This is a genomic window from Pseudocitrobacter sp. 2023LY-00077, assembly GCF_055796175.1.
This window is the reverse complement of the sequence record NZ_JBSPEI010000001.1, coordinates 14,459-33,883: the sequence shown is the minus strand read 5'-3', so window position 1 is coordinate 33,883 and position 19,425 is coordinate 14,459. Positions and strand designations below refer to the sequence as shown.

19 protein-coding genes are annotated in these 19,425 nt (G+C 54.2%); 8 read left to right on the top strand and 11 right to left on the bottom strand.

Annotation, left to right across the window (positions count from 1 at the left end; all coding sequences use genetic code 11):
- Positions 1–3 precede the first annotated feature (3 nt).
- The 4 genes from ypfJ to dapA all read right to left on the bottom strand — a co-directional run bounded on the left by ypfJ (position 4) and on the right by dapA (position 3,753).
- Positions 4–873, bottom strand: coding sequence for a KPN_02809 family neutral zinc metallopeptidase (ypfJ, locus tag ACWWFX_RS00160; protein WP_276219457.1), 870 nt, complete (start codon positions 871–873; stop codon positions 4–6).
- Positions 874–1,001: 128 nt separating this feature from the next.
- Positions 1,002–1,715, bottom strand: coding sequence for a phosphoribosylaminoimidazolesuccinocarboxamide synthase (gene purC / locus ACWWFX_RS00155; RefSeq protein ID WP_015963468.1), 714 nt, complete (start codon positions 1,713–1,715; stop codon positions 1,002–1,004).
- Positions 1,716–1,823: 108 nt separating this feature from the next.
- A complete protein-coding gene (gene bamC, locus ACWWFX_RS00150) occupies positions 1,824–2,858 on the bottom strand; it encodes an outer membrane protein assembly factor BamC (RefSeq protein ID WP_473222921.1) in 1,035 nt (344 codons plus the stop codon).
- A gap of 16 nt (positions 2,859–2,874) precedes the next feature.
- A complete protein-coding gene (dapA, locus tag ACWWFX_RS00145; RefSeq protein WP_108473428.1) occupies positions 2,875–3,753 on the bottom strand; it encodes a 4-hydroxy-tetrahydrodipicolinate synthase in 879 nt (292 codons plus the stop codon).
- A 156-nt stretch (positions 3,754–3,909) separates the two neighbouring features.
- Here dapA and ACWWFX_RS00140 point away from each other — a divergent pair, with 156 nt between their 5' ends.
- Together ACWWFX_RS00140 and bcp are read left to right on the top strand one after the other, a co-directional pair.
- Positions 3,910–4,482: a glycine cleavage system transcriptional repressor gene (locus ACWWFX_RS00140; RefSeq protein WP_015963465.1), complete on the top strand. Its 573-nt coding sequence runs from the start codon at positions 3,910–3,912 to the stop codon at positions 4,480–4,482.
- Positions 4,482–4,952 (top strand): thioredoxin-dependent thiol peroxidase, encoded by a 471-nt coding sequence (bcp, locus tag ACWWFX_RS00135; protein ID WP_473222920.1) that lies wholly within the window; start codon positions 4,482–4,484, stop codon positions 4,950–4,952. The genes ACWWFX_RS00140 and bcp overlap by 1 nt, the downstream gene beginning before the upstream one ends.
- Before the next feature lie 151 nt (positions 4,953–5,103).
- Here the strand turns inward: bcp and ACWWFX_RS00130 are convergent, their stop codons facing one another.
- Positions 5,104–6,168, bottom strand: a complete 1,065-nt coding sequence (locus ACWWFX_RS00130) for an AI-2E family transporter (RefSeq protein WP_015963463.1) — start codon at positions 6,166–6,168, stop codon at positions 5,104–5,106.
- Between the two features lie 224 nt (positions 6,169–6,392).
- Here ACWWFX_RS00130 and bepA point away from each other — a divergent pair, with 224 nt between their 5' ends.
- The gene (gene bepA / locus ACWWFX_RS00125; RefSeq protein WP_276219449.1) at positions 6,393–7,856 is read left to right on the top strand and encodes a beta-barrel assembly-enhancing protease; all 1,464 of its coding nucleotides are present in this window, start codon (positions 6,393–6,395) and stop codon (positions 7,854–7,856) included.
- A gap of 37 nt (positions 7,857–7,893) precedes the next feature.
- Complete coding sequence (gene arsC / locus ACWWFX_RS00120) at positions 7,894–8,253, top strand: arsenate reductase (glutaredoxin) (RefSeq protein WP_276219447.1); 360 nt, start codon at positions 7,894–7,896, stop codon at positions 8,251–8,253.
- Here arsC and ACWWFX_RS00115 read toward each other — a convergent pair.
- The gene (locus tag ACWWFX_RS00115; protein WP_473222919.1) at positions 8,246–9,115 is read right to left on the bottom strand and encodes a helix-turn-helix domain-containing protein; all 870 of its coding nucleotides are present in this window, start codon (positions 9,113–9,115) and stop codon (positions 8,246–8,248) included. The genes arsC and ACWWFX_RS00115 overlap by 8 nt on opposite strands.
- A gap of 154 nt (positions 9,116–9,269) precedes the next feature.
- On the opposite strand from ACWWFX_RS00115, the gene ACWWFX_RS00110 reads away from it, so the two are divergent.
- From ACWWFX_RS00110 to ACWWFX_RS00095, 4 genes are all read left to right on the top strand, one after another.
- Positions 9,270–10,589 (top strand): PTS sugar transporter subunit IIC, encoded by a 1,320-nt coding sequence (locus tag ACWWFX_RS00110; protein ID WP_456146181.1) that lies wholly within the window; start codon positions 9,270–9,272, stop codon positions 10,587–10,589.
- A gap of 3 nt (positions 10,590–10,592) precedes the next feature.
- A complete protein-coding gene (locus ACWWFX_RS00105) occupies positions 10,593–11,546 on the top strand; it encodes a glycosylasparaginase (RefSeq protein WP_473222918.1) in 954 nt (317 codons plus the stop codon).
- A gap of 3 nt (positions 11,547–11,549) precedes the next feature.
- Complete coding sequence (locus ACWWFX_RS00100; RefSeq protein ID WP_473222917.1) at positions 11,550–12,989, top strand: leucyl aminopeptidase family protein; 1,440 nt, start codon at positions 11,550–11,552, stop codon at positions 12,987–12,989.
- 154 nt (positions 12,990–13,143) lie between these two features.
- On the top strand, positions 13,144–14,061 hold the full coding sequence (locus ACWWFX_RS00095) for an Rpn family recombination-promoting nuclease/putative transposase (protein WP_473222916.1): 918 nt from the start codon (positions 13,144–13,146) through the stop codon (positions 14,059–14,061).
- 3 nt (positions 14,062–14,064) lie between these two features.
- On the opposite strand, the gene ACWWFX_RS00090 is transcribed toward ACWWFX_RS00095, so the two are convergent.
- The 5 genes from ACWWFX_RS00090 to bglK form a co-directional block, all read right to left on the bottom strand.
- Positions 14,065–14,766: a DnaA inactivator Hda gene (locus ACWWFX_RS00090; RefSeq protein WP_071843484.1), complete on the bottom strand. Its 702-nt coding sequence runs from the start codon at positions 14,764–14,766 to the stop codon at positions 14,065–14,067.
- Positions 14,767–14,860: 94 nt separating this feature from the next.
- Positions 14,861–16,150, bottom strand: coding sequence for a uracil permease (uraA, locus tag ACWWFX_RS00085; RefSeq protein WP_276219442.1), 1,290 nt, complete (start codon positions 16,148–16,150; stop codon positions 14,861–14,863).
- A gap of 88 nt (positions 16,151–16,238) precedes the next feature.
- A complete protein-coding gene (upp, locus tag ACWWFX_RS00080; protein ID WP_015963457.1) occupies positions 16,239–16,865 on the bottom strand; it encodes a uracil phosphoribosyltransferase in 627 nt (208 codons plus the stop codon).
- A 194-nt stretch (positions 16,866–17,059) separates the two neighbouring features.
- Complete coding sequence (locus ACWWFX_RS00075; RefSeq protein ID WP_473222915.1) at positions 17,060–18,490, bottom strand: 6-phospho-beta-glucosidase; 1,431 nt, start codon at positions 18,488–18,490, stop codon at positions 17,060–17,062.
- A 12-nt stretch (positions 18,491–18,502) separates the two neighbouring features.
- Positions 18,503–19,381 carry a beta-glucoside kinase BglK gene (gene bglK / locus ACWWFX_RS00070; RefSeq protein ID WP_473222914.1) on the bottom strand — a complete coding sequence of 293 codons (879 nt, stop codon included), beginning with the start codon at positions 19,379–19,381 and terminating at the stop codon, positions 18,503–18,505.
- Between the last annotated feature and the right edge of the window lie 44 nt (positions 19,382–19,425).

Sequence of the window (19,425 nt, the reverse complement as noted above, 5' to 3'; positions counted from 1 at the left end):
AAATTACAGCGTTTTGCCGAACGTGTTGCACTGCGCCGGGTCACCGCTATCCAGGCCACGTTTCAGCCAGGTATAACGCTGCTGTGATGTGCCGTGCGTGAAGCTATCCGGCACGACGCGCCCCTGGCCCTGCTGCTGAAGACGGTCGTCGCCAATCGCTTGTGCCGCGTTCAGCGCTTCTTCCAGATCGCCCGGCTCAAGCACGCCCTGCTGCTGCATCGCATGGCCCCAAACACCGGCGAAGCAGTCCGCCTGGAGTTCCATACGCACAGAGAGTTGATTCACTTGTGATTCGGACGCATTCTGCTGCATCTGACGGACTTTTGGCTCGATACCCAGCAGTTTCTGCACGTGGTGCCCTACTTCATGAGCAATCACATAGCCCTGAGCAAAGTCGCCATCCGCGCCCAGTTTCTCTTTCATATCATCATAGAAAGAGAGATCGATATATACCGTGGTATCCGCCGGGCAATAGAAGGGACCCATGACCGACTGGCCGGTGCCACAACCCGTACGCGTCGCGCCGCGATACATCACCAGCTTCGGCACCTGATAGGTTTTACCCATTTTTTCAAACTGCTGGGTCCAAGTATCTTCGGTGGTCGCAAGTATTACTGAGGTGAATTTAGCGGCTTCGTCATCCTGAGGGCTAACGGTCCGTTGTTGGGAGGATTGCTGTGATACAGGTTCTCCGGTCAGAAAGCCCGTGAGATCGACGCCGTAATAGCCCGCGACAACCACGACAATCAACAGAATGATGCCGCCTTTCCCGCTGGGAATACGAATGTTTCGCCCGCCGCCTGAAATCGGCGAACCGGAATCATTTCGTCTGTCTTCAACATTGTCGCTTTCGCGACGACCTTGCCAACGCATATCTACCTCGAACCTATCCTATTAATTATAGTTATGATCGTAGGCGGTTCAGACGAGGATTACCACAGGAAATAACGGGGAAATTCAGAGGGTGCAGGCACCCTCTGCGATGCAGTGACTCAGGAGACTCAGTCCAGGTTAACACCCAGACGACGCGCCACTTCTTCGTAAGCTTCAATCAGGCCGCCCAGGCTCTGGCGGAAACGGTCTTTATCCATTTTATCCATGGTTTGTTTATCCCACAGACGGCTACCGTCCGGTGAGAATTCGTCACCCAGTACGACTTCACCGTTGAACAAACCAAATTCCAGTTTGAAATCGACCAGGATCAGGCCCGCATCATCAAACATTTTTTTCAGAACGTCGTTGGCTTTGAAGGTCAGTTCTTGCATACGTGCGAGGTTTTCTTTGCTCACCCAGCCAAAGGTTTCGCAGTAAGATTCATTGACCATCGGGTCATGCATCGCATCATTTTTCAGGAACAGGTCGAACAGCGGTGGATTCAGTTCGATACCTTCTTCAATCCCTAAGCGTTTCACCAGCGAGCCTGCCGCACGGTTACGCACCACGCACTCTACCGGCACCATATCCAGTTTTTTCACCAGACATTCGGTGTCAGAGAGCAGACGTTCCATCTGAGTAGGAATACCCGCTTCTTCCAGTTTGGTCATAATGAAGTGGTTGAACTTGTTGTTCACCATGCCTTTACGATCGAACTGCTCGATGCGCGCACCGTCCCCTGCTGACGTATCGTTACGGAATTCGAGCACCAACAGATCCGGGTTTTCCGTACTGTAGACGGTTTTCGCTTTACCACGATACAACTCAGCTTGCTTTTGCATCTTTATTACTCCTGGTGAGATTTAACGATAAACTTGCCGCTTTTCTGCCGACGCACACGTTTGCGTATCATATCAGAAAAAAGGGCTGGATTGCTCCAGCCCTGAATATTACTTGCTAAACGCTGCCTGGAAGACGGCGACCAGCGCGTCGTTCTGAGACTGCGTCAGGGTATGACCTTTCGGGTCGATGAATTGCAGACTGCTGCGGTTATCGAGATCACCGACCTGCAGTTTGTAATCACCGGAGACCAGCCCCGGATCGGTGGCACCCAGATCCTGCCAGCTGCTGTCAGACAGCGGCTTGTAGGTCACGTTGATGCTGCCCTGAGAACGGGTGCTGTCGGTCACTTTCATGCCCACTTTTTCCAGCACGCCAGGCAGTCGTTGCCATACCTGGTTGAACGGACCACGCACTACCAGCATTGGCAGGCCAGTGTCATCCGCTGCGCTCTGCACGTCGAAGGTAGAACCCGCTGCGCTTTGTGAAGCATTCTGCGCGGCGGTCGCGTTCTGATCGAGGCCCGCAGAGATAACGTTCAGCATCTCGGCGCTGTAGCGCTGCAGCGATGCGGTATCGGCAACCGGTTTGCCCGCTTGTTCCAGGTTAACCAGTTTCACCACTACCGCCTGCTGATAGCCCTGCGGTTTCACGGAGACTTGATAACGACCACGGTACTGCTGGTCTTCATCGAGACGGTTCCACTCAACCCAATCGGTGGTTAACGTTTGGGTGGCATCATCACGTTTATCGATGGTGTAGTTTTTACCCTGAAGGATGCTCACTACCTGCGGCCACAGGTTACCGCTACGGCCACTTTCGACCAGCAGCGAGGCTGTATCGCCCGTGAACTGCGTGCGCGCACCAGAAACCAGCGCCAGAGGCTGAGCCGGCGGACGGATGTCCAGGGCTTTACCTACTGCGCCGCTACCGTTAGCAACCGGAATGTTATAATCACCGCGTTGAACCGGCAGGATCATGCCAGCCGGCGCGTGAAGTTCACTTAACGGCGCGGCATCCAGATAGGATTCATCGCCGCTCACCTGGCGCTTATAACGCGAGTCGGAACTACACGCTGCAAGCAGCAGGACAAGTGAAACACCCGCAACCTTCGCCAGGCGCGACTTCTGTACTGAGTAAGCCATCAAATCTCCCTAAACTTTACAGCAAACCGGCGTGCTTCATTGCAGAGGCGACGATATCACGACCGTGGTCGGTGATAGGTGTCATCGGCAGACGCATCGTATCGGTTGCTACAAGTCCCAACTCCTTACACGCCCATTTAACCGGGATAGGATTGGGTTCGACAAATAATTTATTGTGCAGCGGCATCAGACGTTGGTTGATGACGCGCGCTTTCGCAAACTCGCCAGCGGCGGCCAGTTTACACATTTCTGCCATATCACGCGCAGCAACGTTTGCAGTGACGGAAATCACACCCTGACCGCCAAGCTGCATGAAGTCCAGACCCGTGGCATCATCACCGCTCAGCAGGATGAAATCGTCTGAAACCAGCTCTTTGATCTGGTGAACACGACTTAAGTTCCCTGTTGCTTCCTTGATTGCGATAATATTTTTTATTTCAGCCAGGCGACCCACGGTTTCTGGCAGCATATCGCAACCCGTACGAGACGGCACATTATACAGAATTTGCGGCAAGTCAGTATGTTCTGCGATCGCTTTAAAGTGCTGGAACAGACCTTCCTGAGTCGGGCGGTTGTAATAGGGGGTCACGGTCAGGCAGCCGACAACGCCGGTGTTGTTGAAGCGCTGGGTGAGGCTTATCGCCTCTGCGGTGGCATTCGCCCCGGTGCCCGCGATAACCGGAATACGGCCATCGGCCAGCTCTACGGTCATCATCACGACATCGCCATGCTCGTCGTGGCCAAGCGTCGCCGATTCTCCTGTCGTCCCTACAGATACAATCGCCGAGGTCCCGTTGGCGACATGGTAATCAATCAGTTTTTTCAGGCTTGAACGGTCGACATTACCTTTCTCATCCATCGGCGTGACAAGCGCTACAATACTTCCCGTGAACATGGGGGCCATCCTCTGTGCTGACGTGCGGACATGAGTCTCAATGGTACGTTTGGTACTGTAATAAAAGCAAGAGACTGAAGCCCCTCAGAATGTTGTATGCCGGTTTTTTTTATGCTTTCCTAGGGAATACCTCACCTTTTTGAAGGAAGCACCGGTTTGACAGCCACATTACAACACTATTTGGTCATTACAGCTCTGGGGGCCGATCGCCCTGGCATTGTCAATACCATTACGCGTCACGTCAGTAGCTGCGGCTGCAACATCGAGGACAGCAGGCTGGCCATGCTGGGTGATGAGTTCACCTTCATCATGTTGCTTTCCGGTAGCTGGAACGCGATCACCCTGATTGAGTCCACTCTGCCGTTGAAAGGGGCCGAACTGGATCTGCTGATTGTGATGAAGCGCACCACTGCGCGACCGCGCCCGGCAATGCCTTCCACCGTGTGGGTGCAGGTTGAGGTGCCTGATTCTCCACATATTATCGAACGCTTCACCGCGCTTATCGATTCATGGGAGATGAACATTGCCGAACTGGTTTCCCGAACCCAACCCGGCGATGAAAATGCACAGCCACAGCTATTTATTCAGATAACCGCGCATAGCCCGGCTACGAAAAATGCATCAAATATTGAGCAAGCGTTCAAAGCCCTATGTACAGAATTGAATGCACAAGGCAGTATAAACGTCATAAATCATTCCCAGCATGACGAACAAGATGGAGTTGCCTAATGAACCCACTGAAAGCCGGTGACATCGCACCGAAATTTAGTTTGCCCGATCAAGACGGCGAGCAAGTAAATTTGACCGACTTCCTGGGACAACGCGTACTGGTCTATTTCTACCCGAAGGCCATGACGCCGGGCTGCACCGTGCAGGCCTGCGGTCTGCGCGATAATATGGATGAACTGAAAAAAGCGGGTGTGGAAGTGCTGGGCATCAGCACCGATAAGCCGGAAAAACTCTCCCGCTTTGCCGAAAAAGAGCTGCTGAACTTCACCCTGCTGTCCGATGAAGATCATCAGGTTTGTGAACAGTTTGGCGTCTGGGGCGAAAAGTCCTTTATGGGCAAAACCTACGACGGTATCCACCGCATCAGCTTCCTGGTTGATGGCGATGGGAAAGTTGAGCACGTCTTTGATGACTTCAAAACCAGCAATCACCACGACGTGGTGCTGAACTGGCTCAAAGAGAGCGCCTGATGCGCTACGCTTATCAGGCCTACAAGGTTTCTGCAGTATTTTGAATTTGCACTATTTTGTAGGCCGGATAAGGCGTTTACGCCGCATCCGGCAAGAACAAAGCGCACTTTGCCAGCAATCTTAAGCCGACGTTTTCGCGTCGGCTTTTTATTTACTCTTCGTCGGCCACCAGCCCATCCGGCCAGGCATGCACCACCGCTTTAATCAGCGTCGCCAGCGGAATGGCGAAGAAAACACCCCAAAATCCCCACAGCCCGCCGAAAATCACCACCGACAGAATAATCACCAGCGGATGCAGGTTCACCGCTTCAGAGAAGAGCACCGGCACCAGCAGGTTACCATCCAGGGCCTGAATAATAAGGTACACCGCAAACAGGCTCCAGAATTCGGTCCCAAGGCCAAACTGGAACAGCGCCACGCACACCACCGGAATGGTGACCACAAACGCACCGATATAGGGAATCAGGACGGAGAACCCAACCAGCACCGCAAGCAGCAGCGAATAGTTGAGGCCGAACAGAATGAAGCCTATCCAGGTCGCTACGCCGACCACTACCATTTCCAGCACCTTGCCACGGATATAGTTGGTGATTTGCTGGTTCATCTCTTTCCAGACTAACCCGGCCAGACCGCGATTACGCGGCAGCACGCGACGCACAGCGTTCAACATCTGCTCTTTATCCTTCACCAGGAAAAAGACCATTAACGGCACCAGCACCAGATAGACCGCCAGCGTCAGCAGCCCGACCAGCGAAGCCACCGAATATTTCACCACCGAGTCGCCCATGGTCTGCATACGCGCGCGCATGTTTTCTGCCATCGCATCAATGATGCCTGCGTCCATCAGCGCCGGATAACGGCGCGGCAACGTGGCGGCAAAATCAGAAAGCTTATTCAGCATGCCAGGCATGTCGCGTATCAGGTAGATACCCTGCTGCCAGGCTACCGGCATCACCACAAACGCCATCAGTAGCAGAATACCGACAAACACGACCAACACGGCGGTGGTGGCCCAGCGTCGCGACCAACCGAGTTTCTCCAGACGAATGGTGGGCCACTCCAGTAAATACGCGAGCACAATCGCCACCAGCAGCGGCGCGAGCAGGCCGCTAAAGAAAAACAGGATACCGAAACCGGCCACCAGAATAACCAGCAGCGCTATCGCTTCCGGGTCACTAAAACGGCGGCGGTACCACTGCATCAACATTTCGAGCATAAAGACTTCCCTGACGCACATTGGCGGATCACAGTGCCCGAATTGTATCTAAATGTCACAGAAAAGACTTCGCTTTTTCTATTTATAGACACAAACAGCAAAAGTTATGTGAATATCATTTTCAACCTCTTTGAGGCCAGATAAACTGCCCAAACAGCCATTCAGGGAACGTAACGCCGCCCTGTCGGTCAAACTGAAAAATCCCACATTACAGGACAGAGGTTATGTTCAGGCAGTTGAAAAAAACGCTGGTGGCATCCCTTATTGCAACGCTCACACTCGGCCAGGCGGCACCCGCTTTTGCCGATGCCGCTGATACGTTGCCAGATATGGGCACCTCCGCAGGAAGCACGCTCTCCATTGGTCAGGAGATGCAAATGGGGGATTTCTACGTACGCCAGCTGCGCGGCAGCGCGCCGCTGATTAATGACCCCCTGCTGGTGCAGTACATCAATACGCTGGGTATGCGTCTGGTGTCGCACGCCTGGTCGGTGCGTACGCCGTTCCACTTCTATTTAATCAACAACGACGATATCAACGCCTTCGCCTTCTTCGGCGGGAACGTGGTGCTGCACTCGGCGTTGTTCCGCTATTCCGATAATGAAAGCCAGCTGGCATCGGTCATGGCGCACGAAATCTCCCACGTCACCCAGCGCCATCTGGCGCGTGCGATGGAAGACCAGAAACGTAACGCCCCGCTCACCTGGGTCGGCGCATTAGGCTCAATTCTGCTGGCGATGGCCAGCCCGCAGGCCGGGATGGCGGCGCTGAGCGGTACCCTCGCCGGTACGCAACAGAGCATGATCAGCTTTACCCGTCAGAATGAAGAAGAAGCGGATCGTATCGGCATTCAGGTGTTACAACGATCCGGCTTCGACCCGCAGGCGATGCCGGCATTTATGGATAAATTGCTCGACCAGGCGCGCTACTCCTCACGCCCACCGGAAATGCTGCTGACCCACCCACTGCCAGAAAGCCGTCTGGCCGATGCGCGTAACCGCGCCAACCAGATGAAACCGATGGTGGTGCAATCCTCCGCCGATTTCTATCTGGCGAAAGCGCGTACGCTTGGGATGTATAACTCCGGGCAAAATCAGCTGACCAGTGACCTGATCGATGCCTGGTCGAAGGGCAATATTCGCGAACAAAATGCCGCGCAGTATGGCCGTGCGCTTCAGGCGATGGAAGCGAAGAACAACGCGCAGGCCAGCAGCCTGCTGCGTCCGCTGCTGGCCGCCGACCCGCAAAACCCATGGTATCTTGACCTGGCGACCGATATCGACCTCGGTCAGAACAAAGCCGCCGACGCCATTACCCGCCTGAAAAGCGCGCGCGACCTGCGCACGAACCCGGTGCTGCAGCTCAACCTGGCCAACGCCCTGCTGGAAGCAGGCCAGGCGTCCGAAGCGGTGACCATCCTTAACCGCTACACGTTTACCTATAAAGACGACACCAACGGCTGGGAACTGCTGGCACAGGCGCAGGCCAAACTGGGCCATCGCGATCAGGAACTGGCAGCCAGAGCCGAAAATATGGCGCTAGTCGGACGGCTCGATCAGGCGATATCTCTGCTCAGTAGTGCCAGCGCCCAGGTCAAACTCAGAAGCCTGGAACAGGCCCGCTACGACGCGCGTATCGACCAGCTTCGTCAATTACAGGAACGTTTCCGCCCTTATACGAAAATGTAAATCGGGAACGAAAAATGTCAGACACACGGGAGATTTTATGACTGATGCGGTAAAAATTTACCACAACCCGCGCTGCTCCAAGAGCCGCGAAACCTTAAGCCTGCTGAAAGCCAACGGCGTTGAGCCGGAAGTAGTGCTTTATCTGGAAACGCCGCCGGATGCCGAAGGCATCAAGCAACTGCTGCAAATGCTGGGCATGAGCAGCGCCCGCGAACTGATGCGCCAGAAAGAAGATCTCTATAAATCACTCAATCTGGCCGATAGCCAACTGACTGAAGCGCAGCTGATTCAGGCGATGGTTGAGAACCCGAAGCTGATTGAACGCCCGATTGTGGTCAGCAATGGCCAGGCGCGAATCGGCCGCCCGCCGGAGCAGGTTCTGGAAATCGTTAGCTAGTGTGAGTTTGCCGCAGCGCTTTAAGAAAGTGCTGCGGCGTGCATTCACCCAGTTTTTTCTGCCCTTTCCCCGAATTCCATAGTTCACAGAGGTGCTGTAATACCTCATCAAGCGTCTTATCTTTGAATGCCGGATAGAGCTCTCTCAGCGGCGGTGTCGAAAACTCTCCCCACAACATTGTTTGTTGCGATGACACACGGTGTTCAATACTTTTTGCTGCCAGGCACTTGCCGATTGTCGTTTCTGTCGACGCCTCAAACCACTTACAATCATCTGTCTCAACAGATTGAATATCAGCCGGACACCGAATTAGCGCGTCTTCCAGCCAGTTAACCACCCGTTGTTGAGATATACCTGAGTAGATGTGCGCATAGAGCCAGCCGCTGACAGGTTCCTGCGCCCACAGTAAGTGATGATCGCCGCCATCATCCATGTGCAGCGGCAGGAAAACATAATGCAGCTGCAATGAATTCGCATGCAGCCCCGCCTTTAGCGCTTTTTTCCCCTGTAATGGCGCAGCCACCTGGCCGCGTCTGACAGGCTTCAGATAGCGATTCAGCGTCGCCCGCGAAACCGAAATCCCCAGCCCCTCGACGACGAGAAATAGCAGTTCATCCAGCGGCGCACGCAGCCATTCACGTAAGATATTTATCAAGGCAATTTGTTCAGGTCTCAGAGCTTTGTGTACCACGCCGGGTGTGGTTTGTCGGTCATTGATTTGCTCGCGGTGACGCCAGCGGCGGACGGTTGTCACAGAAATACCCAGCTCTTTCGCCAGCTCACGGTCGCTTTTGTTCGATTGTTGTAGATAGCGACGTATACGCGGCGTGGTGGTGGCATTGGCATGCAGCTTAATTTCCATGGCTATCTCCGCAATAAAACGTAACTAATCATATGAGATTAATATGATTAAACCCAACGCAATGTGACTCATTTCACCGTTCTGCGCGAGGAATTCTTCAATAATCCTGATACATAACACACCTCCCTGCCCTTAATCTTGTACGGAGTTCACAATGAACAATGTTCTGGGATTTCTTGAAGCAAAACTCATGCCCCTGGCGGCAAAAGCGGCGCAGCAACGCCATTTATGCGCCATTCGCGGTGCCTACGTCTCCTTTATGCCCTTTATTATCGTCGGCTCTATTCTGCTGGTTATCTCCTCGTTCCCTAACCAGCCTTACCAGCTGTTTATGTCTCGCACCTTTGGTGATAACTGGAGCAGCATCGTTGAAATTCCCTTCAGCGCCGTCTTTTCCACGATGTCGCTGTTCATCAGCTTTCTGGTGGCCTTTCGCCTGGCGGAACACTATGGAGAGGACAGAATCTCCAGTGGGATCCTCGCGCTGGTTTGCTTCTTAATTCTTACCCCGTTTATCAAAGTCGCCGACAACGGCGGGATCACCGTGGTGCCGGTCGAATGGATTGGCACCAAAGGCCTGTTTGTCGCCATGATTGGCTCCTTGCTATGGACGGAACTCTTCTGCTGGCTGAAACGCAAAAAACTGGTGATCAAGATGCCTGAAGGCGTTCCTCCGGCGGTTCAGGAGTCTTTCGCCGCGCTGATTCCGGCGCTGATCGTGATGATTATCGTGCTGGCTATTCGTATTAGTTTTGACAACACCCACTACCGCACCATTCATCAGTTTATTTATGAAGTGGTTGCGACGCCGGTTCGTCACTACGGCACGTCATACTTTGGTGCGCTGATGACAGTGTTCAGTATCACCATCCTCTGGTCCGTCGGGATCAACTCCGGCTCCATGATTAACGGCATTATTCGTCCGCTGTGGATGGAAAACCAAACGGATAATCTCGCTGCTATTCAGGCCGGCGCAACGCCACCGCACATCATCACCGAGCAGTTTTTCGACATGATCTGGATGGGCGGCGCAGGTGCGACGTTATCCCTGGTGATTGCGATGCTCATTTTTGCCCGCAGTAAAAATATGCGCGAGGTCGCCCGGCTGGGAGCCGGGGCCTCGGTCTTTAATATCAACGAACCGATTCTGTTTGGCCTGCCGGTCATTATGAACCCCATCATGCTGATTCCATTTAACCTGGTGCCACTGGTACTGGTGACGGTGCAGTATGTAGCAATGAAAATCGGTATCGTCGCGGTGACCACCGGGGTCTTTATTCCCTGGACGCTACCGCCGGTCATCAGCGGTTTCATTGTTACCGGGCATCTTTCTGGCTGTCTGATGCAGATAGTGAACCTGCTGATTGGTGCCATGCTCTATCTCCCTTTCATGCGCATTCTGGATAACCAGTACCGCGCCGCAGAAATTCAATCGCATCACGACGCCGCAAACGAACTGGCGAAACAGGAGTAAACAATGTGGGGAATTATTGCCACCTGGAGAATGGCGCTGGAAGGCGTAACGGAATCCGCCACTGCCCTGATGCAGGGTCATCGCGCTGGCAACGCGGTCGTAGAAGCGGTTGCCGCCGTTGAGGATTTTCCGTTTTATAAATCCGTCGGCTACGGTGGATTGCCAACAGAAAATGGCGACGTTGAGCTGGATGCCGCCTGGATGGATGGCGATACGCTGGCCTTTGGCGCGGTAGCTAATCTGGTCGACATCGCGAACCCGGTCCGCGTGGCGCATGCCCTTGGACGGCAACGCTACAACTGTGTGCTGGTCGGGCAAGGCGCACGGGAATGGGCGTTAAGCCAGGGTTTTGCCGATAAAAAGATGCTCACCGAACGCGCGCTTCAACACTATCGTAAACGCTGCCGCGAAACGCTCGATAAAGGGCTAAGCCCGTACGATGGACATGACACCGTCGGCATCATCGGTCTGGATAAACAGGGTTCAATGAGCGTCGCGACTTCCACCAGCGGCCTGTTTATGAAAAAACGCGGACGCGTGGGCGATTCACCTGTTATCGGCTCCGGTTTCTATTGCGACAGTGAAGTTGGCGCCGCAACGGCCACCGGCGTCGGGGAAGATCTCATGAAAGGCTGCGCCAGCTACGAAATCGTTCGCCGCATGGCGCAGGGCATGGCGCCACAGCAGGCAGCGGATTCCGTCGTCCAGGAGCTGGAAGACAAGCTGATGTCGCGCTTCGGGCGAGCGGGCGACCTGTCTGTCGTCTGCATGAACGCGCGAGGTGAGTTTGGCGCGGCCACCAATATTCAAACCTTCTCCTTCGTGGTTGCGACGGAAAACCAGCCGCTAACTGTTTTTCGCACCGAGCGCGTACAAGGAAAAACCGTTTGTTATCCCGTCGATGATGCGTGGATGCAGGCCTACGCTGCGCGTATCCGGGCTCCGATTGAGGAATAATTTATGATTCACTATCGATTACTGACATCTCACCAGGAGATTGTGGCAAAAAGCCATCTCATCACCACAGCAGGTAGCCCGCTCGCGAATGCACTCCCCTCGTTATTAATGCAAGAAATGAGCGCACAAGCCGAGACGGGTGAGCTTGCGGATACCACGTTTCACTGCGCGCCGTTGGCCCGCCTGACCATCGTGCCGCAAAGCGACTGGCAGGATACGCTAACCGATACGCTGGTTAATCATCTGCGCCCTCTGCTGGCCGCGCCGCGTAGCGAGCATGTCGTGCTGGATTGTTCATATGCCCCACATCTCGTTGTGGTGAGAAAAGCGGTGCGTTTCATCTTCAACCTGGCGCATAACCTGGACGATCTGGGGCTAAAGAAAACGACCAATCACTTACGCGTCACCCAGCTCAGCCTCTATTGTCACGAGGAACAGAAACCATCGCTGGAAGCATTAATCCGCGAAGAACACGCCATTGCCTATGGCATGATCGCCGCCCGTCGACTGGCTGATATTCCATCTGAACAATGTACCCCGCAGTTTGTCGTCGACGAGGCGCAGCGACTTTGCACCGCCTTTCCGGCATTGCGCTGCGAAGTTCTCGACGAACAGGCCATCGTTGAGCAAGGGCTGGGATTGTTGCATGCCGTGGGGAAAGGATCCGCTCGCCCGCCACGCCTGTTAGCGATTCATTATGAAGGCGCAAAAGAAGGCCCGGTACGCAGTTACGTGGGCAAAGGGATAACCTTCGACACCGGCGGTCTGTGGCTGAAAGAAGGCGCTGGCATGTATACCATGAAGTACGACATGTGCGGTGCCGCCAACGTTCTGGGGCTAATGTTGACCATCGCCACGCTGGCGCTGCCGGTGCGGGTGATGGGTGTACTGGCGCTGGCGGAGAACGCCATCGGGCCCGATGCGATGCAACCGGGCAGTGTGACGCGCGCCTGTAACGGGTTAACGGTTGAAATCAATAACACCGATGCCGAAGGTCGGTTGGTGCTGGCCGACGCCATCGCCTGGGCCAGCCAGCGTCATCCCCATACCCGATACATCATTGATATGGCAACGCTCACCGGCGCGGTGGTCAAGGCGTTAGGCTACGAGCTGAGTGGTTTAATGACCCAGGATGAAAATCTGCGTCAGGCGTTGACGCACGCCGGGGAACAAAGCGGCGATGACGTGTGGTCGCTGCCTCTGGATGCACGCCTGAAAAAACAGACCGACAGCGCGATTGCCGATTTGTGTAATACACCGGGGAATAATGCCGCCATCAGCGCCTCCGCCGCGTGGCTGCTGCACCACTTCTGCCCACAAGGTATCCCATGGGCGCATTTAGACGTCAGCGGTACCGCTTTGTGGCGCGAAGGTGGAAAAAGTGTAGCATCAGGGAGGCCCATTCCCCTGCTGCTGCGCCATTTGCTTAACGACCTTCACTGAAAAAAATGCGTGCCACTTTCAGGAAAAATTGTCGTCTTGCACGGCAAGTAAAAGTCTCTCTCGCCGCTGCTCGCAGCGGCGAGATTTGCCCATTGAGTCGGTGATGTAACGCTGCCAGAGTCCTTCCATTGGTCAACATCCCATGGAGGGACTTATGGAAGAACAAACCACATCCACACCGCACGACGCGATTTTCAAACATTTCATGGCCCACGTGGACACGGCGCGTGATTTTCTCGACATTTATCTCCCCGCCCCGTTACACGCGATTTGCGATCTGAGCAGTTTAAAGCTTGAAGCCACCAGCATGGTGGAGAAGAATCTGCGCTCGCGTATTTCCGATATTCTCTATTCGGTGAAAACGCAGGCGGGCGATGGCTACATCTACACGCTAATTGAGCATCAAAGTCGTCCGGAAAAACACATGGCGTTTCGGATGCTGCGCTACTCGCTGGACGTTATGCAGCGGCATCTGGATGCCAAAAATAAACAGCTGCCTATCGTTATCCCCCTGCTGTTTTATCATGGTGAAGCAACGCCCTACCCCTACAGCCTGCGCTGGTTTGACGAGTTTTCAGACCCGGACCTGGCTAAACGACTGTATAGCCAGCCTTTTCCTCTGGTGGATATCACTGTCATTCCCGACAGCGAAATTATGCAGCATCGGCGAATTGCCACACTCGAACTGCTGCAAAAACATATCCGATTGCGGGATCTTTCCGAGCAAATCGCCCCGCTAGCCGCACTTTTGACGATGGGATACACTAACAAGGATCGACTGCTTGCCATTCTGAACTACATGCTGCATACCGGCACAGCCGAGAACCCTGAGAAGCTGATTCAGGAGCTTTCTCAGCGCACGTCACACCATGAGGGAACGCTAATGACTATTGCCGAATATCTTGAGCAGAAAGGCTGGACCAGAGGAGTTGAAGAGGGGCAACAGAAAGGCCGCAGTGAAGAAGCACGACGTATTGCGCTTGCCATGCTGGATGAGGGATTTAATGTGCAACAGGCGAGTAAACTGACAGGTGTCGCTGAGACAGAGCTGGTCAGCGCCAGCACGCACTAACCGCTACAGCTTCAGAATCTCTTTCACAAACGGAATCGTGAGTTTTCGCTGGGCAGTAATCGACGCGTGATCCAGCTGGTCGAGCGTTAAAAATAGCGTACGCATCTCTCTGTCCAGCCGTTTAAGCAGGAAACGGCACACATCTTCCGGCAGCTCAAACCCGCGCAGACGCGCGCGCAGTTGTAGCGCTTGTAGTTTGTCTTCATCAGAGAGCGGCTGAAGCTTATAAATTTGCCCCCAGTCGAGACGAGAAGCGAGATCCGGCAAGCCGAGATTAAGCTGACGCGGTGGACGATCGCCGGTGATCAGCAGTCGGGTATTCCCGGTTTCGAGGATCCGGTTATACAGGTTGAAAATCGCCATCTCCCAGAGTTCATCTCCGGCGACGCACTCGATGTTATCGATACACACCAGCGCAAGCTGTTCCATCCCTTCCAGCACTTCCGGCACAAACCAGGTGCGTTTATCCAGCGGAACATAGCCCACGGCATCACCGCGCGCCGAGAGTTCAGCACAGGCTGCGTGCAGCAGATGGCTACGCCCTGCCCCTTCCCGTGCCCAAAGATAGATGTATCCGCTGTGTTCCTGGCGCAGGACATTTTGCACGGCTGCAAGGAGAGAAGGGTTATCACCCGGCCAGAAACTTGCAAACGTTTCGTCGTCGGGAAGATAGAGTGGCAAAGAGAGCTGTGCCGGTGCGTTCAGAGGGACCTCTTCATGAGCTTACGTAAAAACGCGATGAGTTTATCACAGAATTATCCCATGAGAGAACCGGGCGGCGTACCGCCCGGTCAGAGGATCAGCGGGTGGAGACGTCGCTGTCGTCAGCATCCAGCACCACTTCTTCCGGGCGCAGCACGCTAATCAGTTTGAAGATCAGGCTCAGGCAGACGCCCACAACGGTCGCCAGCGCCATGCCTTTCAGCTCAGCAGCCCCAATGTGCACTTTCGCGCCGCTGACGCCGATGATCAGAATCACAGAGGTCAGGATCAGGTTTTGCGCTTTGCTGTAGTCCACTTTCGATTCGATCAGGACGCGAATACCGGATGCGCCAATCACGCCGTACAGTAGCAGAGATACACCCCCCATCACCGGCAGCGGGATAATCTGGATGGCCGCAGCCAGTTTACCGACGCAGGAGAGCAGAATCGCAATCACCGCTGCGCCGCCGATAACCCAGGTACTGTAGACGCGGGTAATCGCCATCACGCCAATGTTTTCACCGTAAGTGGTGTTTGGCGTGGAGCCAAAGAAACCAGAGATAATCGTCGACAGACCGTTAGCGAACATAGAACGGTGCAGGCCCGGGTCACGAATCAGGTCTTTTTTAACGATATTCGCGGTCACCACCAGGTGGCCGACGTGCTCGGCAATCACCACCAGCGCAGCAGGCAGAATCGTCAGAATAGCGAACCATTCAAAGCGCGGGGTGTAGAAAGTTGGCAGCGCGAACCAGTGCGCCTGTGCGATTGGCGTGGTATCGACAACGCCCATCACGAAGGAGAGCGCATAGCCCACCAGCACCCCAATAAGAATAGGGATAATGGCGAGGAAGCCGCGAAACAGAACTGAACCAAATACGGTGACCGCAAGCGTTACCATAGAGATAATGATGGTGTTGCTATCCGGCGTTTGCCCTTCCGCTGGCAGCAGGCCCGCCATGTTCGCCGCCACGCCGGCCAGTTCAAGACCGATGACGGCAACGATTGCGCCCATCGCCGCCGGGGGGAACATCACATCCAGCCAGCCGCTACCGGCTTTTTTCACGATAAACGACACCAGACAGAACAGCACGCCGCACATAATAAAGCCGCCGAGCGCCATTTCGTATCCCAACGGCAGCAGGAGCATTACCGGTGAAATAAACGCAAAACTCGAGCCCAGATACGCCGGAATTTTGCCTTTACAGATAAAGAGGTAAAGCAAAGTGCCGACACCGTTGAACAGCAGCACGGTTGCCGGGTTAATGTGAAACAGGACTGGCACCAGAACGGTGGCACCAAACATGGCGAACAAGTGCTGCAAGCTAAGCGGGATCGTCTGTAACAGCGGCGGTCGTTCACTCACTCCGATAGCACGGCGCGTCATAATGTTTTCCTCAGTGTTATTAGATTTTGCATTTAGTTTTATTCAAAAAAAAGCCGACTCTTAAGTCGGCTCTTTATGATTTATTATCTTATTTAGTACCAAAGATTTTGTCACCGGCGTCGCCGAGGCCCGGAATAATGTATCCGTGCTCGTTTAACCCGTGGTCAATGGATGCGGTGTACAGCTCAACGTCCGGGTGCGCGCTTTCCAGCGCAGCGATGCCTTCTGGCGCCGCCACCAGCACCAGCACTTTAATGCTGCTGCAGCCCGCTTTTTTCAGCAGGTCGATGGTGGCGATAACGGAACCGCCGGTTGCCAGCATCGGGTCAACGATCAGCGCCATACGCTCATCGATATTGGAAACCAGTTTCTGGAAGTACGGTACCGGCTCCAGCGTCTCTTCGTCGCGGTACATACCCACAACGCTGATACGCGCGCTCGGAACATTCTCCAGCACGCCGTCCATCATGCCAAGGCCCGCGCGCAGGATTGGCACAACGGTAATTTTCTTGCCTTTAATCTGGTCGATTTCTACCGGGCCGTTCCAGCCTTCGATAGTCACTTTCTCGGTTTCCAGATCGGCGGTTGCTTCATAAGTCAGTAAGCTGCCAACTTCGGAGGCGAGTTCACGGAAGCGTTTAGTACTGATATCGTTCTCGCGCATCAGGCCTAGCTTGTGTTTGACGAGTGGGTGTTTAACTTCCACAATCTTCATTCTCTTTCTCCTTTGAATAGGGCAGCCACAAAAAAAATCGACGGATTATACCGCCATTCTTTTCGCCGGCAACATTTTTTTACTTGATGCTGATCAAGCATAGGCGGGGTTGCTGTGAAGAGAGAAACGATTATCGGCGCAGACACGCGTTGTGAAAGGAAAGCGGCCAACCGGGGTTGACCGCTTAAAAGCAATTACAGCTTCTCGCCGTTAGAGGCGATCACCTCTTTATACCAGTTGAAGGATTTTTTACGGCTGCGCGCCAGCGTGCCATTGCCTTCGTTATCTTTATCAACGTAGATAAAGCCGTAGCGTTTTTTCATCTCGCCGGTGCCTGCGGAAACGAGGTCAATACAGCCCCATGGGGTGTAGCCCATCAGGTCAACGCCATCTTCCACAACCGCTTTTTTCATCTCGCTAATGTGCGCCGCGAGATAATCGATACGGTACTGGTCGTTCACCGTGCCGTCGCTTTCCAGCACGTCGATTGCGCCAAAACCATTTTCGACGATAAACAGCGGCAACTGATAGTGGTCGTAGAACCAGTTCAGCGAGTAACGCAGCCCTACCGGGTCAATCTGCCAGCCCCAGTCGGATTTCTGCACGTAGGGGTTAGAGACCAGGCTGGTGGTTTCATCGTAATCAAGTTGCGGGTTATCGTCGGTCGCTTTGGTGGCAAACGACATGTAATAACTAAAACCGATGTAATCGACACAGCCCTGGGTGAGCGCCTGTTTGTCTTCTTCGGTGATATCCAGTGCAAATCCGCGACGTTCGAAGTAGTTCAGCAAATGTTGTGGATATTTCCCGCGTACGTGCACATCGGTGAACCAGTAGCGGCGATGCATGGCGTTCATCGCCATCATCATGTCGTTAGGCGCGCAGGTCAGCGGATAGATAGGACACATGGCAATCATGCAGCCGATTTGCAGCGAAGGATTAATCTCACGCCCCGCTTTTACTGCCAGGGCGCTGGCCACCAGCTCGTAGTGCGCCGCCTGATACATCACCGGCTCGCGATCTTCACCCGGCTGATATTTGAGCCCGGAGTTGGTAAACGGGGCGAAATCTTCATGGAAGTTGGCCTGGTTGTTGATCTCGTTAAAGGTCATCCAGTACTTCACTTTGTGCTGATAGCGCGCGAAAACGACCTGTGCAAAGCGTACGAAAAAGTCGATGAGTTTACGGTTACGCCAGCCGCCATATTCGGTGACGAGGTGATATGGCATCTCGAAGTGCGATAGGGTGATCACCGGCTCAATGCCGAGCTTCAGGCACTCATCAAACAGAGAGTCATAGAACTGCAATCCGGCTTCATTCGGTTCCAGTTCGTTGCCTTTAGGAAAAATACGCGTCCAGGCGATAGAGGTTCGGAAACACTTGTAGCCCATTTCGGCAAACAGTTTGAGATCGTCTTTATAGCGATGATAGAAATCAATGGCTTCATGATTGGGGTAATTTTTGCCGGGCAATACGCCATCGGTGATTTCACGCGGCACGCCGTGCGCACCCGCCGTCATTACATCAGCCACGCTGATGCCCTTCCCGCCTTCCTGCCAGCCACCTTCCAGCTGATGCGCAGCCACCGCGCCGCCCCACAGAAATCCCGCTTTAAATCCAGACATAGCTTTCCCTCATTAAACAGTCGCGTTCTGTTGATTGAAATGGTAAACCGCGCCCAGCAGCCCGGCGTCGTTGCCCTGGCTTGCCGCACACACGAAGTCGTCGATACCGAACCAGCGCAAATGCTCACGCAGCAACGCCAGGAATCCAGGGCGTTCAATAATGCCGCCGCCAATAAAAATGGTTTCAGGATCGAAAAGATTGACCAGGTTATAGAGCCCGGTAGCGATGCCATTCAGGAAGTCATCGACCAGACGAAGCGCCGCGCGATCGCCGGCTTCATAGGCATCAAAAACCGCTTCGCCGGTAACGGCATCCAGCGGTTGCCCGAGGCTGTCCGCGTAGCGTTTACGCAGCACGCGCAGCGTACAGGTTGTATTCATGGTGTAATTTGTTACGTGGCGCGAGGCGGGCCGATCGGTGAACATGTAACCAAACTCACCGGCACGAAAGCGCTTGCCGTGAACCAGTTTGCCGTTGCAGAAAATCGCGCCGCCAATACCGGTGCCGATAGTCAGCACCAGAAAATCATTCATGCTCGTGGCTTTACCAAGCCAGCGCTCCGCCAACAGCACGCAGTTGGCGTCGTTTTCGACCGTTATGGGGCGCGATGTTTTCGCCTCCAGCCACGCTTTCATCGCAAAGTTATCGAAGCGACGGATAGCGCCGCCCATTTCGATAAATCCGGTATGAGGATTAACATAACCCGGTGCGCTGATAGCGATGCCCGTACAGTGAGGATGCGCAGCAACCCAGTCGAGCATTGCCTGCAAAATTTGGTCGCCGTCGCTATCGACAATCGTCGCTTTGCCTTTCTCTACAATCGTGCCCTGCGCGTCCACTACGCCCATTTTTAGCGCGGTGCCGCCAATATCAAATGCTGCAATGCTCATCGTTCTCATCCCTCCAGAATGGTAAAACGACACGCTGACTTCTC

Bases quoted from the DNA above. Each gene is read 5' to 3' on its own strand.
- ypfJ (WP_276219457.1), bottom strand. From the start codon at position 873: ATGCGTTGGCAAGGTCGTCGCGAAAGCGACAATGTTGAAGACAGACGA.
- purC (WP_015963468.1), bottom strand. From the start codon at position 1,715: ATGCAAAAGCAAGCTGAGTTGTATCGTGGTAAAGCGAAAACCGTCTAC.
- bamC (WP_473222921.1), bottom strand. From the start codon at position 2,858: ATGGCTTACTCAGTACAGAAGTCGCGCCTGGCGAAGGTTGCGGGTGTT.
- dapA (WP_108473428.1), bottom strand. From the start codon at position 3,753: ATGTTCACGGGAAGTATTGTAGCGCTTGTCACGCCGATGGATGAGAAA.
- bcp (WP_473222920.1), top strand. From the start codon at position 4,482: ATGAACCCACTGAAAGCCGGTGACATCGCACCGAAATTTAGTTTGCCC.
- ACWWFX_RS00130 (WP_015963463.1), bottom strand. From the start codon at position 6,168: ATGCTCGAAATGTTGATGCAGTGGTACCGCCGCCGTTTTAGTGACCCG.
- bepA (WP_276219449.1), top strand. From the start codon at position 6,393: ATGTTCAGGCAGTTGAAAAAAACGCTGGTGGCATCCCTTATTGCAACG.
- arsC (WP_276219447.1), top strand. From the start codon at position 7,894: ATGACTGATGCGGTAAAAATTTACCACAACCCGCGCTGCTCCAAGAGC.
- ACWWFX_RS00115 (WP_473222919.1), bottom strand. From the start codon at position 9,115: ATGGAAATTAAGCTGCATGCCAATGCCACCACCACGCCGCGTATACGT.
- ACWWFX_RS00110 (WP_456146181.1), top strand. From the start codon at position 9,270: ATGAACAATGTTCTGGGATTTCTTGAAGCAAAACTCATGCCCCTGGCG.
- ACWWFX_RS00105 (WP_473222918.1), top strand. From the start codon at position 10,593: ATGTGGGGAATTATTGCCACCTGGAGAATGGCGCTGGAAGGCGTAACG.
- ACWWFX_RS00100 (WP_473222917.1), top strand. From the start codon at position 11,550: ATGATTCACTATCGATTACTGACATCTCACCAGGAGATTGTGGCAAAA.
- ACWWFX_RS00095 (WP_473222916.1), top strand. From the start codon at position 13,144: ATGGAAGAACAAACCACATCCACACCGCACGACGCGATTTTCAAACAT.
- uraA (WP_276219442.1), bottom strand. From the start codon at position 16,150: ATGACGCGCCGTGCTATCGGAGTGAGTGAACGACCGCCGCTGTTACAG.
- upp (WP_015963457.1), bottom strand. From the start codon at position 16,865: ATGAAGATTGTGGAAGTTAAACACCCACTCGTCAAACACAAGCTAGGC.
- ACWWFX_RS00075 (WP_473222915.1), bottom strand. From the start codon at position 18,490: ATGTCTGGATTTAAAGCGGGATTTCTGTGGGGCGGCGCGGTGGCTGCG.
- bglK (WP_473222914.1), bottom strand. From the start codon at position 19,381: ATGAGCATTGCAGCATTTGATATTGGCGGCACCGCGCTAAAAATGGGC.